The sequence below is a fragment of the Pseudomonas sp. RC3H12 genome (assembly GCF_018596375.1).
Lineage (GTDB): Bacteria > Pseudomonadota > Gammaproteobacteria > Pseudomonadales > Pseudomonadaceae > Aquipseudomonas.
Genome location: NZ_CP075595.1, coordinates 1,548,213 through 1,565,989, shown reverse-complemented (window position 1 = coordinate 1,565,989; position 17,777 = coordinate 1,548,213). Strand labels below are relative to the sequence as shown.

Here is a 17,777-nt window from a genome sequence, read left to right as displayed (position 1 = left end):
ATGATCGAACCCGGCATCTACAAAGACGTGATGGGCTCGTTCCCGTCCGGCGTCACCGTGGTCACCACCCTGGACGCCGACGGCGGCATCGTCGGCATCACCGCCAGCGCGTTCAGCGCGCTGTCGATCGAGCCGGCACTGGTGCTTTTCTGCCCCAACTACGCCTCCGACACCTACCCGATCCTGCGCGACAGCAAGCGGTTCGCCATCCACCTGCTGTCCGCCGACCAGACCGCCGAGGCCTATGCCTTCGCCGGCAAGGGCAAGGACAAGGCCAAGGGCATCGACTGGCAGTTGAGCGAACTGGGCAACCCGCTGCTGACCAAGGCCACGGCGATCATCGAGTGCGAACTGTGGCGCGAATACGATGGCGGCGACCACGCGATCATCGTTGGCCAGGTGAAGAACCTGGTGCTGCCCGAGCAGCCGGTAACGCCCATGGTGTACCACAAGGGCAAGCTCGGCGCACTGCCGCCGCTGGGCTGAGATCCGCTGGGGCCGCTTTGCGGCCCCAGCCCCCATTTTCCATTCAGTCACACAGGACCCTGGCCATGAACAACGAAAAGTACGAAAAAGGCCTGCAGATCCGCACCCAGGTGCTCGGCGAGGAATACGTCCAGCGCTCGCTCGAGAACGCCGACGCCTTCACCCAGCCACTCCAGGAGCTGGTCACCGAATACTGCTGGGGCCACGTGTGGGGCCGCGAAGGCTTGTCGCTCAAAGAGCGCAGCATGATAAACTTGGCAATGATTTCCGCGCTCAACCGGCCCCACGAACTCAAGCTGCACATCCGCGGCGCCTTGCGTAATGGCCTGAGCCGCGAACAGATTCGCGAGATCCTGCTTCAAGTCGGCATTTACTGCGGCGTACCTGCGGCGGTGGACAGTTTCCGCCTGGCCCGCGAGGCGTTCGCCGAAGCCGACGCGCAGGCAACCCGTTAACAGCGGGCTGTGTGAACCACCGCAAGGAATGCCCGGGTTCGAGGCATTCCGCGATGTTGGCGCAACAGCCGCATTAAGAGCGCCCCTGATGAAACGCCAGCCCCTCGACGACAGCTTCAAGGTCAACCGCAACCCCGTCACCCTGCGTGAAATCGTGCTCGACAAACTGCGCGGCGCGATCATGAACTTCCACCTGCTGCCGGGCGACCGCCTGGTCGAACGCGACCTTTGCGAGCGCCTTGGCGTCAGCCGCACCTCGGTGCGCGAGGCCCTGCGTCACCTGGAGTCCGAAGGCCTGGTGGAGTTCGCCGACGCCAAGGGGCCACGGGTGGCCATCATCACACTGGAGGACGCCCGCGACATCTATGAGCTGCGCTGCGTGCTCGAAGGCCTTATCGTGCAACTGTTCACCCTCAACGCCAAGGCCAAGGACATCCGTGCCCTGGAGCGCGCCCTTGAGGTCAACCGCGAGGCCCTGGAGGACGGTGAGCTGCAACAGGTGCTCGACTCGGTGCAAGGCTTCTACGACGTGCTGCTCGAAGGCTCGGGCAACCAGGTCGCCGCCCAGCAGCTGCGCCAGTTGCAGGCGCGCATCAGCTACCTGCGCGCCACCTCGGTGTCCCAGGAAAACCGCCGGGGCGCCAGCAACCTCGAGATGGAAAAGATCGTCGAGGCGATCAAGGGCGGCGACCCCCAGGCCGCCCACCAGGCCTCGGTCGACCATGTGCGCGCCGCTGCCAAGGTCGCCCTCGACTACCTGCGCCAGAAGCAGGACGACAACGCCAAGGTCCGCGATATCGTCGCCCCCCTGCCCCTCAAGGACCCTCGCATAGGCCGCTGACCATGCCCACCGCCCCGCGCTACTGCCCGCACTGCACCACGGAACTGGCCCGGGGCGTCCCCAACGGCGACACCCACGAACGTCTTCACTGCGCCGGTTGCGGCTACATCCACTACATCAACCCGAAGATCATCGCCGGCTGCATCATCGAGCGCGACGGCAAGTACCTGCTGTGCCAGCGCGCCATCCCGCCGCGCCCCGGCACCTGGACCTTGCCGGCCGGGTTCATGGAAGCTGGCGAGACCACCGAACAGGCGGCGCTGCGCGAGGTGTGGGAAGAGAGCGGCGTGCGCGCCGACATCGTCTCGCCCTACTCGATCTTCAGCGTGCCGCGGATCAGCGAGGTGTACATCATCTTCCGCGCCGTGGTCACCGAGGAAACCGGCGAATACGGGCCCGAGACCCTGGACTATCGTTTCTTCGAACCGGACCAGATCCCCTGGGACGAAATCTACTACCCGGCGATCCGGCAGATCCTCGAGCGCTACATCCTCGAGCGCCAGGCCGGCGTGTACGGCATCTACATGGGCAATGACGATACCGGCAAGGTGCACTTCATCCGCTGACGATGGCGCACACAAATTCCTCGCCAAGCGTCGCGTCTCGGTGCACCCTGATGGTCTCACGCAAAAGGACCAGCAACGTTCATGGCGAAATGGCTAGACGGCGGCGGGCTGATGGCCGCGCGCATCCGCAACCACGACTGGGCATCCACGCCCCTCGGCCCGCTGGATAGCTGGCCCGACGTACTCAAGACCAGCGTCGCCCTGTGCCTGGCCTCGCGCTTTCCCCAGGCCGTGCTCTGGGGCGACGCGCTGATCACCCTGCACAACGACGCCTTCAGCGAGATCCTGGGCGGCAAGCCGACCGCCCTGGGCCGGCCCTTCAGCGATGTCTGGCAGGAAGCCTGGAGCAATATTCGCCACCTGGCCCAGCACGCGCTCGCCGGCGAGGCGGTGTACATCGAGGACTTCCCGCTGATGATCGAGCGTCATGGCAGCCCGGAGCGCGCCTATTTCACCTTCTGTTACAGCCCGGTGCGCGACCACGACGGCAAGGTAGTGGGCATGCTCGACACGGTCACCGAAACCACCGCGAGCGTGGTCGCCAACCGCCGTCTGAACTTCCTCGACAGCCTCGGCCGGGCTGCCGCCAATGCCACCGATCCGGAACGGATCATGGCCACCACCACTCGCCTGCTTGGCGAGCACCTGCAGTTGTCCAGCTGCGCCTATGCGGTGATGGCGCCCGACGAGGACGGCTTCACCATTTGCGGCGACTGGGTCGCACCGGGCTCGCCACGGCTGATCGGCCAGTACCGCCTGGCCGACTTCGGCGCGCTGGCCGTCAGCCGCCTGCGCGCAGGCCTGGCGCTGGTGATCGATGACAATCTCAGTCAGTTGCCGGCACCCGAGTCGGCGACCTTCCAGGCCATCGGCATCACCGCGACCATCTGCATGCCGTTGATCAAGGAGGGCCGCCTGACCGCGCTGATGGCCATCCACGACAAGCAGCCCAGGGCCTGGACCGATTACGAACAGACCTTGATCGGCGAAGTGACCGAACGCTGCTGGGCGCATATCCAGCGGGTCCAGGCCAACGCCGAGGTGCGCGAGGCACTGACCGCCCTGGAGGCCCTCAATACCACCCTCGAACAACGCGTGGAAGAGCGTACCAGCCAGTTGCTGCATACCGAGGCTGTCCTGCGCCAGACCCAGAAGCTCGAGGCCATCGGCCAGCTCACGGGGGGCGTGGCCCATGACTTCAACAACCTGCTGACCATCATCCGCTCCTCCATCCACTTCCTGCAGCGCCCGGACCTCGACGAGAACCGGCGCAGCCGCTATCTCAAGACCGTGTCCGACACCGTCGACCGCGGCGCCAAGCTGACCGGGCAACTGCTCGCCTTCGCCCGCCGCCAGGCGCTCAGCCCACAGGTATTCGACGCCGGCCCCAGGCTCGAGGCGATGGCCGAGATGCTCGATACCGCCACCGGCGCGCGCATCCAGGTGAGCCTGGAACTGCCCGACACACCCTGCCACGTGCACGCAGACCTCGGCCAGCTGGAAACCGCGGTGATCAACCTGATGATCAACGGCCGTGACGCCATGGCCGGCGTGGGCACCTTGCGCCTGCGCCTGGAGGCCAACCAGCAGCTGCCGGCGCTGCGTGGCCAGCCCCCCCAGGCCGGGCCATTCGCTGCCATCTCGGTGGTCGACAGCGGCGTGGGCATTGCCCCGCACCTGCTGGAGCGCATCTTCGACCCGTTCTTCACCACGAAGGCCGCCGGCCAGGGCACCGGGCTCGGCCTGTCGCAGGTGTTCGGCTTCGTCAAACAGTCGGGGGGCGATGTCCAGGTCAGCAGCCGCGAAGGCCTGGGCACCACCTTCACCCTGTACCTGCCCCAGGTGGCCCAGGCCGATGCCGAAGTCAGCACCGCGTTGCCGACGCTGGCGCCCAATGGCGAGCGCCGACATATCCTGGTGGTCGAGGACAACCCCGATGTCGGCAGTTTTACCGCGCAGATCCTGCGCGATCATGGCTACCGAATCAGTTGGGCGATCTCGGCAGAGGATGCGCTGACGCAGATCGCTTCGGCACAAAGCGGATTCGACGCGGTGTTTTCCGACGTGGTGATGCCTGGCATGGGCGGCCTGGCCCTGGCCAGGGAGCTACGGCGCAGCCAACCTCATCTGCCGGTGATCCTGACCTCCGGCTACAGCGAGGCGATTGCCGAAGGTGGCCACCAAGGCTTCGCCTTCCTGGCAAAGCCCTATTCGGCCGAGCAGGTGTGCCGGATGCTGGGGGACGTGCTGGGAAGGCAGTGAGCGGCGCGTTGGGCAGGCAACTGGCAAAACGCCCTGCCCAGTCGAATCACCCCCGCGCCGCCAGCAAGCGCGTCAGGCTGCGCCCCAGTTCATCCTGGCGGAACGGCTTGCGCAACACGCCGAACCCATGCAGTTCACGCGGTGTGAGGTTGGTGTAGCCGGTGATGATCAGCACCGGCAGCTGGGCCAGTTGCTCGCGCACCTGCTGGGCGAAGCGCACGCCGGTCATCTCGGCCATCACATGGTCGGTCAGCAACACATCGGGCACCAGGCCCTTTTCCAGCAGTGCCAGGGCCTGGACAGGCCCGCTGGCCTCTGTCACTTCATACCCCAGCGCCTGTAGCTGCATCAGCGTTGCCTGGCGCACCAGGGGTTCGTCATCCACCAGCAACACCCGGGTCGGCCGCTGCGCACTGACCGCCTCGACAGGCTCGGCCATGCGCGCCGCCACGCTGCTCTCACTGGCCGGCAGCCACAAGGTCGCCTCGGTCCCCTGGCCCGGCTGGGAATGAATAACGAAGCCCCCACCGGACTGCAACGCCAGCCCCTGCACCATCGGCAGGCCCAGGCCAGTGCCCCGGCCCACCCCTTTGGTCGAGTAGAATGGCTCGACGCAATGCGCCAATACCTCTTCACTCATGCCACAACCGGTATCGCTGACCTGCAGCCATAGCTGTTGCCCGCCCTGCAATCCAGGCGGCCTGGGCATGCCGGCTTCCTCGGCGCCAGCGCGGATGGTCAGCTGGCCGCCTTCGCTCATTGCGTCACGGGCATTGACCACCAGGTTCAGCAGGGCCAGCTCCAACTGGTGCGGGTCCACCAGAACCCCTGGCAAAGCCTTGTCGATATTGACCTGTAGCGCGATGGTCGGCCCCAGGGAGCGCGCCATCAGTTCGTGCATGTCCTCCACCAGCACTGCCAGTGACACCGTAACCGGCTTGAGAGTCTGGCGCCGGGCGAAGCTGAGCAGGCGCCCGACCAGGTTGCGCGCCCGCTCCGCCGCCTGCAGGCCGCCGTCGATCAGGCGTTCGGCCCGTTCCGGCTGGGGGTGGCGGCGCAGCAATTCGAGGGAAGCAATGATCGGCGTGAGCATATTGTTGAGGTCATGGGCGATGCCACCGGTCAGCTGGCCGATCATCTCCATCTTGCGTGCCTCGTGCAGCTGCACCAACGAGGCTTCGCGATGGGTCATCATGTTCGCCACCCGCTCCTCGAGGTTTTCATTGAGCACATGCAAGGCGCGCTCGGAACGGGCATGGGTGATCGCCGCCCACACTTGGCCAGCGGCCTCTTCGACCAGCAGGCATTCGCTGGTGGTCCATGCATGGGGCGTGTGGAAATGCACCGCGAGCATCGCCTCCAGGCGCTCGGCACGCAGCACCGGGGCATGCAGCGTGGCGCACAGGCCCTTGAAGCCCGCCGGTGCCATGTTGTTCGCCGCATAGTTACGCTGCACCACCTGGCCGGCGAGCAGCGCCTCGCGCAGTGCCGGATCCAAGGCCGCGTACTGGTTGAGGCCGGTGATCGGCGGCACCTGCGCGGCGCACTCCTGGGCGACCCGATAACGGCGCCCATCGCCCAGGTCTTCACCAAAGCAGACCCGCGCCGCGCCCAATTCCTTGGCCAGGCGGCGTACCGCGTGGGCTTCGATGCGCTCGGCCTGGCCCAGGCCGGGCAAGGCCTGGCGCAGTTCCTGGAGAAATGCCTGGCGCTGCTGGAAATGCACCCGCTCCGAGGTTTCGGTGACAATGCACAGCACGCCCCCCACGGAACCGTCAACTTCACGCACCGCGGAATAGGAGACATCGAAGTACGCCGTTTCGCCCGGCCCGTGGCGCACGATGTAGAACGGCCGATCCCTGGCAGAGAATGTCACGCCGGTTTCACGCACCCCGCGCAGCAAAGGCTCGAGGTCGTCCCAGAGCTCACTCCAGTGCGCCTTGGCGGGTTGCCCCAGCGCGCCGGGATGCTTGTCACCGATGGTCGGCCAATACGCATCGTTGTACAGCGCGATGTATAGCGGGCCCCAGAACAACACGATCTGCGCCTGGGCAGGCAGGAGCATGGCCACCATCGCCTGCAATGCCGGCGACCATTGGTCCGGCGCACCCAGCGGCGAGTGCCGCCAGTCCATCGCCTGCAACAGGCAGCTGACCTCGCCACCGCCGCGCATGAATGCCGGCAATGGTTGCAGGTTGGCCTTCTTGCTCTCCTGGCGAGCTTTCATGTCTCGGTAGTCCCAGGCACGTGATCTTTCCTATGAGGGTAGGAAACCGCCCGTTGGCAAAACGTTCCATCGGATCGCCGGACGTGATCAACGGCGCCCTTCGGCCAGCATGCGCACGGCCAAGGCGGCCAGCACCGTGCCCATCAGCCAGCGCTGCACCTGCTGCCACACCGGCCGACCGGCCAGAAACACGGCGATCGACCCCGCCATGACCGCGATCAGCGCGTTGACCGTGACGCTGATGGCGATCTGCGTGCCGCCCAGTACCAGCGACTGCAGCAACACGCTGCCATGGCCCGGCTCGATGAACTGCGGCATCAGCGACAGGTACATGACCGCGATCTTGGGGTTCAGCAGGTTGGTCACAAAGCCCATCATGAACAGCCGCCTGGGGCTGTCCGCTGGCAGCTCGCGCACCTGGAACGGCGAGCGCCCGCCCGGGCGCAGCGCCTGCCATGCCAGGTACAGCAGGTACAGCCCACCGCCGATGCGCAGGGCGTCGTAGGCGAACGGCACGGCCATGACCAGCGCGGTGATCCCGAGCGCTGCGCAGAGCATGTAGAAGACAAAGCCCATGGCCACCCCGGCCAGCGAGACCAGCCCGGCGCCACGCCCCTGACAGATGGAGCGGGAGATCAGGTAGATCATGTTGGGGCCGGGGGTCAGCACCATGCCCAGGCTGATCAGGGCGAAGGCCAACAGGTTGGAGGGTTCGGGCATATCAAGTCCTTTTGTGGGTAGCGCCATATCTGGCATTTTTGCCAGTTTCACCTGGCCAGGGGCGCACGTTAACGTGGAACGATCATGTCTGAACAGTACGCACCCCCATGAGCAAATCCTCGACTGCTTTGTTGGCGAGCGACCTGGCACGCTCGGTGTTACGAGGGTCAAGCCGTGAGTTTGCCTATTCGGCCTATGGATACGATCCAACTCGCGACGCGACTTGTACACAACTGGGATTCAATGGCGTGATTCGAGACCCGTGGTCAGGCTGCTACCCGCTGGGCAACGGATATCGCACCTATAGCCCGGTACTGATGAGGTTTTGCTCACCGGACAGACTGAGTCCTTTTGCTGACGGGGGCATCAATAGCTACGGATATTGTTCCGCAGACCCAATAAATCATGCCGATCCTCGAGGAACCTTTAAACAGGTTCACCAACGCCGCGCTGTTGACTTAGGTCAGCTCAGTGACCTGCCCAAGAGAATTCAAGCCGAGCGTATCGGGTCCGTTCATCACATTGATATGGACACACTTAAATTACGTTACCCAGGCCATTCGGACCTCATCAGCGAGGTCACCACGCAGAACGCACTGTTCGCCGCCCTTACCCTACCCAATCCTGATCGCATCGCAGGTAACAGCGCCAGTTTCACTCTGCCTGATTTTGGTATCACTTTTGATAATCGTGATCTCTTGGAAGACATCGTCCGTCAGGGCCAAAGAGCAGTCGATGCGAGCCTTAGCTATGGCGCCGCTCCTGTTGCGGCAAACGCAGCGGCTATGCGAGAACATGTCGACGACTACTCCAAAGGCAAGGAAGCACTCGTAAACTATCTTGCACAAAAGATGGATCAACTTCGAGATACCAGTTGGCCAGATTAAACGACGTCAGTAAATCTATCACTTGCTTACATTTCCATCCTTGAAACCCCCGACCTGCCCCGGTAACCTTTGCGCGCTGCTGTAAGTCCAGCAGCCGGGTTTGGTAGCCCGCGATCAATCAAGGCGCACAAGCGCCCCCATTGCGATAGAGTCGGCGCTTTTTTGTGCCCGCTGTTTCGTTTTATGGCGGCTGTGCGTAGGGCGCACTCGTGCGCGCCGGTTTCCTTGATTCCCGGTCTACCAACCTGCGTACAGCCGTCACCACTTCGTTTGGTAGCGATCTGTGGCGGCTCCATTGAATCAAGGAGCGACACAATGACAAAAGGCTTACCTGATCCCCCGTCCCGCGCCACCACGGCGCACTCCAGCTTCGGCAACTGCGAATGCAGCCACCCTTCCCTGGTCGCCGTGCGCGAAGGCGTGGACTTCGAAGATGCGCTGGTGCACCTGTCCACCCTGCTAAAGGGCGCGTTCGCCACCAATCTCAAGGCGATGGAACTGGCGACCGGCACCTGCCATGACCTGTTGCTGGGCAATGATCATGGGCTGGATGCGGCCAAGGCGGTGGTCGAGGCATTGCTCGATGGGGTGGAGATGCAACAGGTGGAGAAAGCGCGCTTGCGCACGGTTTGATGGGCAGCAGTGCCGGGACCACAGCGCGGTCCCGGCTTGCTGCAACAGCAACCCTTACGCCTTGTCGGCAAGCCGCTGCAACAGCCCGTCGGTGAACTCGACGGCGTTGATCACACCCTCATGCCCATCGGCGATCACCGTCGAACTGGCCAGGCCATTGACCGAAGCCTGGGCCAGCAGCCCCGCCTCGCCCAGGCGTACCCGCTCGGCGCTGCGGCTTTCACTGGCCCACCAGCAGTCCACCTGGACCGCCAGCGGGCGCAGGCGGAATGCCTGGCTCAGTTCGGCGTTGCGGTCGAGCACGGCGAAACCATCGACGATCTCCCGCTGCAAGTGCACATCCTCGTGGATGCTGCGCAGGCGTTCGGCGCTGACATTACCGGCGGCGGCCACCTGCTCGATGACCCACTCGGTCCTGTCGACCTCGGCCGGCAGACGCTCGGCCTCGTCGATGAAGCCAGCGATCCGCGCCTCGCCGACGCCCGGCGCAAAGGCCAGCAGGCCACGCAGCAGGCTCTCGTCCGCCCCCGCCACCTGCACCACCTCGACAGGCTCGGCGTCGAGACCGGATACCTCCTGCGGCAGCAGGGTGTCGACCAGGCCGACGAAACCGACCTGCTGGCCGGCCTGCTCCAGGGCGTGAGCCACCTCCAGCGCCAGCGCGCCACCCATGGACCAACCCAGCAGATGGTACGGGCCGCTGGCCTGGGTACGGCGGATCTGCTCGACGTAATAGCCGACCATCGCCGCCCAGGATTCGTCCACCCAGCCCGGCTCGGCATAGCAGCGGTTGACCAGGCCATACACCGGGCGCTCATCGGCCAGGCGGCTGGCCAGCGGGTAGTAGGCGTAGGCACCGCCGCCACCTGGCGGCAGGCAGAACAGCGCCGGGCGCTGGCGCTGGCAGCCGTTGAGGTTGATCACCGGCGATTTCAGGCGATCCTTGCCGCCACCGATGAAGTTGGCCAGTTCCTCGAAGCTGGCCATCAGCATGAACTCATGCAGGCTGATGTTGATGGCGAAAGCTTCGCGCACCTTGTTCACCAGGGTGATCACCAGCAACGAGTGGCCGCCGAGTTCGAAGAAGTTGTCGTGCAGGCCCACCTGCTCGACCTTCAGCACTTCGCTCCAGATCGCCGCCAGTTGCTGTTCCAGTTCCGTGCGCGGAGCCACGTAGCCTTGTTGCAGCTGGCTGGCGTCCGGCTTGGGCAAGGCCTTGCGGTCCAGCTTGCCGTTGGCGGTCAGTGGCCACTGCGCCAAGACCAGGAAGTGCGTCGGCACCATGTAGTCCGGCAGGTTGGCTTTCAGGTGCTGTTTCAGCGTGTCGCGCATCACTTGCGGGTCAGCGGATGGATCATTCGCAATCAGGTAGGCCGCCAGTTGCTTGCCCCCTGCCCCGTCGATATCCAGCACCAGCACTTCACGCACCGCCGCATGTTCTTGCAGGCGTGCTTCGATCTCGCCCAGTTCGATACGGAAGCCACGAATCTTCACCTGATGGTCGATACGGCCCACGTACTCGATCACGCCCTGTTCGCGGTAACGCGCCAGGTCGCCGGTGCGGTACAGGCGTCCGCCCTCACTGGAGAACGGGTCCGGCACGAAGCGCTCGGCGGTCAGCGAGGCACGGTTGTGGTAACCGCGCGCCAAGCCGGCATGGCCGACATGCAACTCGCCGGTGCAGCCCTTGGCCACCGGATTGAAGTCAGCGTCCAGCACATACATCGACAGGTCCGGAATCGCCGCACCGATCGGGCTGCCCGCCTGTTGCGTGTCGGCGAAGCGGATCGGCCGGTACGTCACGTGCACCGTGGTCTCGGTGATGCCGTACATGTTGATCAGGTTGTCGCAATCCTCGCCGAAGCGCTCGAACCATGGCTGCAGTGCAGCCACATCCAGGGCTTCGCCGCCGAAGATCACGTAGCGCAGCGCCAGATCGGCAGTGCTGTCACAGGCCACACGCATCAGCGGTTTAAACGCCGATGGGGTCTGGTTGAGCACGGTCACGCCCTGCTCCACCAGCAACTGGTAGAAGTCTTCCGGGGAACGGGTGGTTTCACGCGGGACGATCACCAGGCGGCCGCCATGCAGCAGCGCACCGAAGATCTCCCACACCGAGAAATCGAAGGCGTACGAGTGGAACAGCGTCCACACATCCTGCGGGCCGAAACCGAACCAGGCATCGGTGGCCTTGAACAGGCGCAGCAGGTTGTGGTGCGGCAGCAAGGTGCCTTTCGGCTTGCCGGTGGAGCCCGAGGTGTAGATCACATAGGCCAGATTGTCCGGCTGAGTCAGGTGCTCCAAATTCGCGTCACTGTAGCCGGTCAGATCATCTTCGAGAGACAAGCTGCGCACGTGCGCCGGCACCGGCAGGCCTGCCAGCAGATGGTCTTGAGTCAACAGCAACTGAATGCCGCTGTCTTCCATCATGTAGCTCAGGCGATCCTGCGGATACTCCGGGTCCAGCGGCACATAGGCGCCACCGGCCTTGAGGATCGCCAGCAGGCCGACGATCATCTCGAAACCACGCTCCACGGCGATGCCCACCAGCACATCCGGCCCCACGCCCTGCGCGCGCAGCTTATGCGCCAAGCGGTTGGCGCGGCGATTGAGCTGGTCGTAGCTCAGCGTCTGCCCGGCGAAGGTCACGGCGATCGCTTCAGGCGTGCGCGCCGCCTGCTGCTCGATCAGCGCGTGGGCGCAGGCCGAGCTCGGATAGCTGTCAATGACCTGTAGCGGCGCTGTGCTCAGCACCAACTCACCCAAAGCCCGCTGCGACGAGTCCGCCAACCCTTCTAACAATTCGACGAAGTGTGCCGCAATCTGCCCGACAGCCGATTCGGCGTAGCTGGCGCGGTCGAACTTGAAGCTGGCCGACAGTTTTTCGCCCACCTGAGCCACCAGCGTCAGCGGATAGTTGGTCTGCTCCTGGCTGGCTACCTCGCCGAACACCAATCCTTGGGGAGCGCCTTGCTGCAGCGCCTCCGACACCGGGTAGTTCTCGAACACCAGGATATTGTCGAACAGCGCCTCGCCGCTCCAGCCGGCCCAGCGCTGGATCTCGTACAGCGGCGTGTGCTCGTGCTCGCGCAGGGCCAGGTTCAACCCTTGCACGTGCTGTACCCAGTCGCCCACGGTCTGCTCCGGGCGTGGGCTGGCGACCACCGGCAAGGTGTTGATGAACAGCCCCAGCTGCTCCTCGACGCCCGGCAGTTCGGCCGGGCGGCCGGCCACGGTGGCGCCGAAGGTCACGCAGGCCTGCCCGGTGTAGCGCTGCAACAGCAACAGCCACGCGGCCTGGACCAGGGTGTTGAGGGTGATCCGCTGGTCCCGGGCAAACTCGCCCAGGCGCTGGGTACGCTGTGCATCCAGGCTGATCTGATGCTCGGCCTGCCCGTGGCCCTGGGCTTCGGACCTGAAGGCCTGGGCCAGCCGCGTGGGCTCGTCCAGTTCCGCCGTGCGCTCGCGCCAGAAGCGCTCGCTGGCGGCCTGGTCCTGGCGTTGCAGCCACTGGATATAGTCGCGGTAACGGCTGTTCTTGCCTGCCGGGGTGAAACCGGCGTAACGCTGCAGCACCTCACCGAACAGGCGCGAGCTGCTCCAGCCATCGAGCAGGATATGGTGGTTGGTCAGCACCAGCTGGTACTGCTGTTCGGCGCTGCGGATCACCGCCAGGCGCAGCAGCGGACCGCTGGCCAGGTCGAAACCGGCACGCAGGTCGGCCTCGGCCCATTCCTGCAACGCCCTCGGCAGATCGGCCTGGTCACGCCAGTCGAGCTCGACCAGCGGCAGCCGCGCCTGGCGCTGCACCACTTGCAGGGACTGGTCGTAGCCACTGAAGAAACTGCTGCGCAGCACCTCGTGGTTGTCCACGGTAGCCTGCAAGGCCGCGATGAAGCGCGGTACGTCCAGACCTTGCACTTCGACGCGAGTCTGGTTGATGTAGTTGCCCGTCTCCTGCTGGTACAGGCTGTGGAACAACATGCCCTGCTGCATCGGCGACAGCGGGTAGATGTCTTCGATGTTGCCCGCCGCCACCGGCAGCGCCGCCAGCTGGCGCTGGTCGAGGCTGGCCAGCGGGAAGTCCGAAGGCGTCACCCCCGCCACCCCTGGGGTGGTGCAGTGCCCGATCAAACGGCGCAGTTCCTCGGCGTACTCGTCGGCAAGGCGCTGGATCTGCCCACGCTCGAACACGGCGCTGCTGAAGCTCCAGTCCAGCGCCAGTTCACCGGCGTAGACCTGGCCATCGATGCTGAGCAGGCTACCCAGCGGCGCCTCAGGGCTTTGCCCCTGCCCCGCACCTTCCGGCGCCGGGGTGAACAACCCTTGCTCGCTGTCGAAGCTGCCGTCGAACTGCCCCAGGTAGTTGAACACGATGCTGCCCTGGGCCAGGGCGCCGAGGGTTTCGCGGGCCTGCGCGTCACCCAGGTAACGCAGTACACCGTAGCCGATGCCCTTGGCCGGCACGGCGCGCAGTTGCTCCTTGACCGCCATGAGCGACGCGCCCAGGTCATCGGCGGGGGTCAGCTTCACCGGGTACAGGCTGCTGAACCAGCCGACCGTGCGGGTGATGTCGAGGTCATCGAACAGGTCTTCGCGGCCATGGCCTTCCAGGCGGATCAGTGCGTGCGCCTCGCCGGTCCAGCGGCGGATGACCCGCGCCAGCGCCGTCAGCAGCAGGTCGTTGACCTGGGTGCGGTAGGCGGCCGGCGCCTCCTGCAGCAGTTGCCGGGTCAGTTCGGCGTTCAAGTGGGTGCGCACCGATATTTCATGCTTGCGCTGCTGGCCACCCTGCAGGTTCGCCCCAGGCAGGACGTCGCTGACACCCTGCAACTGCGCCTGCCAGTAGGCCAGCTCGGCCACCAGCGCGGGGCTGCGGGCATGCTCGCGCAGATGCTCGGCCCAGGCCTTGAGCGAGCTGCTCTTGGCCGGCAGCACCGGCGCCTTGCCGGCCAGCAGTGCCTGGCAGGCCAGCTGCAGGTCTTCGAGCAGGACACGCCAGGACACGCCATCGACCACCAGATGGTGGATCACCAGCAGCAGGCGCTGTTGCCCCGCGGGCAGGTCAATCAGTACCACGCGCAGCAGCGGGCCATTCTTCAGGTCCAGGCTGCGCTGGGCCTCATCGGCCAGCTCCGGCAGGCGTGCGGCATCGTCCAGCTGATGTACCCACAGCAACTGCTGCGCGTCGACCGGCGAGAACTGGCCTTGCCACTGCCCCTGATCCTCGCTGAAACGCAGGCGCAGGGCGTCGTGCTGTTCCAGCAGCAGTTTGAGCGCAGGTTGCAGCAAGGCTGCCGTCAACGGCTGGCGCGGGGTCAGCAGCACCGCCTGGTTCCAGTGGTGGCGCTGGGGAATCACGGTGTCGAAGAAACGCGCCTGGATCGGCAGCAACGGCAGGCTGCCGCTGACCTGCTCGACTACCTCGGCCGCCGGTTTCTTCTCGATCAGCTTGGCCACCGCCGCCAGTTGGCCGATGGTCTGTTTCTCGAACAGCTGCTTGGGGCTCAGCTTGATGCCCTGGCGCTTGGCGCGGGCAATGATCTGCAGGCTGAGGATCGAGTCGCCGCCCAACTCGAAGAAGTTGTCGGTGCTGCCCACTTGCTCACGCTTGAGCACCTCGCACCAGATCGCGGCGAGTTTCTCTTCGATTTCCCCCACCGGCGCGACAAAGCGCTGCTTGGCCACCACCCCGGGTCTGGGCAGGGCACGCTTGTCCAGCTTGCCGTTGGCGGTCAGCGGCAGGCGCTCGAGCAGCAGCACCTGCGCCGGCACCAGGTACTCCGGCAGGCGCGCCAGCAGGGCCTGGCGCAGGGCCTCGGCCTGCAGCTCGACACCCGCCGCCGGCACGGCCCAGGCCACCAGTTGCAGGCGCGTGGGGTCGCTGTCCAGGGGCAGTGCCAGCACCACGGCCTCGGCCACGCCGGGCAGGCCTTGCAGCACCTGGCCGACCTCGCCCGGCTCGACCCGGTAGCCGCGGATCTTCACCTGGTCGTCGCCACGGCCCAGGTATTCCAGCACGCCCTGGTCCAGGCGTGCGCGGTCACCGGCACGGTACAGCCGCTGGCCGTTGTCACCGAACGGATCGGGGACAAAGCGCTCGGCGGTCAGGCCCGGCTGGCCGACATAACCCTGGGCCAGGCCCTGGCCGCCCAGGTACAGCTCGCCGGCCACGCGCTCGGGCAGCGGATTGAGGTAGGCGTCCAGCACCCGCGCCTGGCCGTTGTCCAGCGGCCGGCCCACCGGCACGCTGCGCCAGCCAGGCAGGCGCGCGCCGACTTCGTGGGTAAGGATGCCCACGGTGGTCTCGGTCGGGCCGTAGTGGTTGATGATCCGGCAGCCGGGCTTCAGGCGGCGGATCTGCTCGATCAAGGCCCAGGAACTGGCCTCGCCACCGAGGATCAGCAATTGCTCGGGCAACACCCGCTCCGGCTGCGCGGCCTGCAACAGGCCCTGCAGGTGGCTGGGCACGATCTTCAGCACATCGACGCGGTGCTCGGCCATGTAGCTGGCGAAGGCATCGGGGTCGAAGCCCTGGTCGTGACCCAGCAGGTGCAGCAGCCGGCCCGAGGCCAGCGCGCCGAACAGCACGGTATGGCCAAGGTCGGCGGCCACGGTGGATACCATCGCCAGGCTTGCACCAGGCTGCAGGTCGAGGCGTTGCAGCACGCCCTGCAGGTAGTTGGCCAGCGCCCCGTGGCTGACCACCACGCCCTTGGGTTGCCCGGTGGAACCCGAGGTGTAGATGATGTAGGCCGCCTGCTGCGGCAAGACATGCACCGCCGGTGGCTGGTCGTCGTAGTCGCCATACAGTGAAGTGTCATGGGCCACGGCGCGGCATACGCCCAGCCCCGCCGCCTGGTCGTCGCCCTGGGCATGCACCAAAAGTTGCGCTGCGCTGGCCTGCAGCAACTGCTGCAGGCGCTCGGCCGGCTGGCGGCTGTCCAGCGGCAGGTACACCGCGCCCAGCTTGAGCACCGCCAGCAGGCTGGTCACCCACTCGATGGAGCGCTCCTGGCACAGCGCCACGGTCATGCCCGGGGCGATACCCTGCGCCTTGAGGTAATGAGCAAAACGGTTGGCCTGCTGCTCCAGCTCGGCGTAGGTGACCGTGCGATCCCCCGCGCGCAATGCCGGCTGCCCGGCCCCGGCTTGCAGGCCCTGACGCCACAGGGCGAGAAAATCCTGCTGCGGCCAGCCTTGGGCAGCGGTTTCAACCTGCGCGGCCTGGGCATCCGGGTGGTCGAGCAACGCCGCGTCGGGGTGCTCGACAAGCATACGCACCACGGCCTGGAACGAAGCGGCCATGCGCTCGATGGTCGCGGCTTCGAACAGGTCGGTGCTGTAGGTGAAGTAGCCTTGCAGGCCGTCGGGGGTCTCGGTGAAGTCGTAGGCCAGGTCGAAGCGCGCATCGCTGCCCTCGACCGAAAAACCGCTGACACTCAGCTCACCCAGCGTCTGCCGGGCCTGGGCGCCGGCCTCGGTGTCGGCCATGTTCTGGTTGATCTTCACCTGGAACAGCGGGTTGTGGCCCAGGTTGCGCTCCGGCGCCAGGGCGTCGACTAGGTGCTCGAACGGCAGTTCCTGGTGCGACTGCGCGCCACTGACCACCTGTTTCACCTGCTCCAGCAGCGCCGCGCCGCTCTGGCGCTCGTCCACCTGCACCCGCAGCACCTGGGTGTTGATGAAGAAGCCGATCAGGCCTTCGACTTCCTTGCGGTTGCGCCCGGCATTGGGCGCGCCGATACGGATGTCGGCCTGGCCGCTGTAGCGCGACAGGGTCACGGCCAGCGCCGCCAGGGTCAGCATGAACACGGTCTGGCCCTGGCTGCGCGCCCGGGCCTTGAGCTGCGCCGACAGCGCCGCCGGCACATCGCTGCGCAAGGTCGCGCCACGGTAGCTGGGGTGTGCCGGGCGCTCGTGGTCCAGTGGCAGGTCCAGCACCGGGTGTTCATCGCCCAGCTGCTGCTTCCAGTACTGCAACTGGCGCTCGCCCTCGCCGGCCTCAAGCCAGGCGCGTTGCCAGATCGCGTAGTCGGCGTATTGCACCTCCAGCGGCGGCAGGTTGGCGTCACGGCCCTGCGACAGCGCCTCGTACAGGTGCACGAACTCCTGCACCATCAGCTCGCCCGACCAGCCGTCGGAGACGATATGGTGCATGCACACCGTCAGCACGTGTTCGGTTGGAGCCAGGCGCAACAGCCGGACCCGAAGCAGCGGGCCTTGCAGCAGGTCGAACGGCGCATCCAGCGCCTCGCGCACCGCAGTACGCAGGCACTGCTCGATATCCTCGCCCGGCCCGGCCTGCACCTCACGCACCTCCAGGCCGACGCCCGGCTGCTCAAGGACCTGCTGGTGGAACTCGCCCTGCTCGGAGACGAACCGCGTGCGCAGGCTCTCATGGCGCTGCACCAGCGCCTCCAGGGCCTGGGCCAAGGCCTGCTGGTTCAGCGCACCGCTCAGGCGCACCGCCATCGGCACGTTGTAGAAGCTGCTGTGCGGCTCCAGCTGCCAGAGGAACAGCATGCGCTGCTGGGCATAGGACAGCGGGATGCGCGGGCTGTCGTGACGGGTCACGGCGATGGGCAGCAAGCGAAAGCTCTGCCCGGTCTCGCGCATCTTGTCGAGGATCTGCCGACGCTGCTCCAGGGCAAGGCCGACAAAGCGCTTGGCGATACGTTCTGCTGTGCTCTTGTCCAT

At 65.8% G+C, this 17,777-nt stretch carries 10 protein-coding genes; 7 read left to right on the top strand and 3 right to left on the bottom strand.

What is annotated here, in order from left to right; all coding sequences use genetic code 11:
* The 5 genes from KHO27_RS07205 to KHO27_RS07185 all read left to right on the top strand — a co-directional run bounded on the left by KHO27_RS07205 (window position 1) and on the right by KHO27_RS07185 (window position 4,610).
* Complete coding sequence (locus tag KHO27_RS07205) at window positions 1-486, top strand: flavin reductase family protein (protein ID WP_102682370.1); 486 nt, start codon at window positions 1-3, stop codon at window positions 484-486.
* 65 nt (window positions 487-551) lie between these two features.
* Window positions 552-941: a carboxymuconolactone decarboxylase family protein gene (locus tag KHO27_RS07200; RefSeq protein ID WP_111532457.1), complete on the top strand. Its 390-nt coding sequence runs from the start codon at window positions 552-554 to the stop codon at window positions 939-941.
* 88 nt (window positions 942-1,029) lie between these two features.
* The gene (locus KHO27_RS07195; RefSeq protein WP_102682368.1) at window positions 1,030-1,782 is read left to right on the top strand and encodes a GntR family transcriptional regulator; all 753 of its coding nucleotides are present in this window, start codon (window positions 1,030-1,032) and stop codon (window positions 1,780-1,782) included.
* 2 nt (window positions 1,783-1,784) lie between these two features.
* Window positions 1,785-2,348, top strand: a complete 564-nt coding sequence (locus tag KHO27_RS07190) for an NUDIX hydrolase (RefSeq protein WP_198754273.1) — start codon at window positions 1,785-1,787, stop codon at window positions 2,346-2,348.
* An 81-nt stretch (window positions 2,349-2,429) separates the two neighbouring features.
* On the top strand, window positions 2,430-4,610 hold the full coding sequence (locus KHO27_RS07185; RefSeq protein ID WP_214501509.1) for an ATP-binding protein: 2,181 nt from the start codon (window positions 2,430-2,432) through the stop codon (window positions 4,608-4,610).
* A 46-nt stretch (window positions 4,611-4,656) separates the two neighbouring features.
* Here the strand turns inward: KHO27_RS07185 and KHO27_RS07180 are convergent, their stop codons facing one another.
* Both KHO27_RS07180 and KHO27_RS07175 read right to left on the bottom strand, forming a co-directional pair.
* Window positions 4,657-6,837 (bottom strand): ATP-binding protein, encoded by a 2,181-nt coding sequence (locus tag KHO27_RS07180; RefSeq protein WP_214501508.1) that lies wholly within the window; start codon window positions 6,835-6,837, stop codon window positions 4,657-4,659.
* 87 nt (window positions 6,838-6,924) lie between these two features.
* Window positions 6,925-7,557, bottom strand: coding sequence for a LysE family translocator (locus KHO27_RS07175; RefSeq protein WP_214501507.1), 633 nt, complete (start codon window positions 7,555-7,557; stop codon window positions 6,925-6,927).
* Window positions 7,558-7,664: 107 nt separating this feature from the next.
* Here KHO27_RS07175 and KHO27_RS07170 point away from each other — a divergent pair, with 107 nt between their 5' ends.
* Both KHO27_RS07170 and KHO27_RS07165 read left to right on the top strand, forming a co-directional pair.
* A complete protein-coding gene (locus tag KHO27_RS07170; protein WP_214501506.1) occupies window positions 7,665-8,444 on the top strand; it encodes an RHS repeat-associated core domain-containing protein in 780 nt (259 codons plus the stop codon).
* A gap of 399 nt (window positions 8,445-8,843) precedes the next feature.
* Entirely contained in the window at window positions 8,844-9,077 is a 234-nt protein-coding gene (locus KHO27_RS07165) for a hypothetical protein (RefSeq protein WP_214501974.1), read from the top strand.
* 54 nt (window positions 9,078-9,131) lie between these two features.
* Here the strand turns inward: KHO27_RS07165 and KHO27_RS07160 are convergent, their stop codons facing one another.
* Window positions 9,132-17,777, bottom strand: coding sequence for a non-ribosomal peptide synthetase (locus KHO27_RS07160; RefSeq protein ID WP_214501505.1), 8,646 nt, complete (start codon window positions 17,775-17,777; stop codon window positions 9,132-9,134).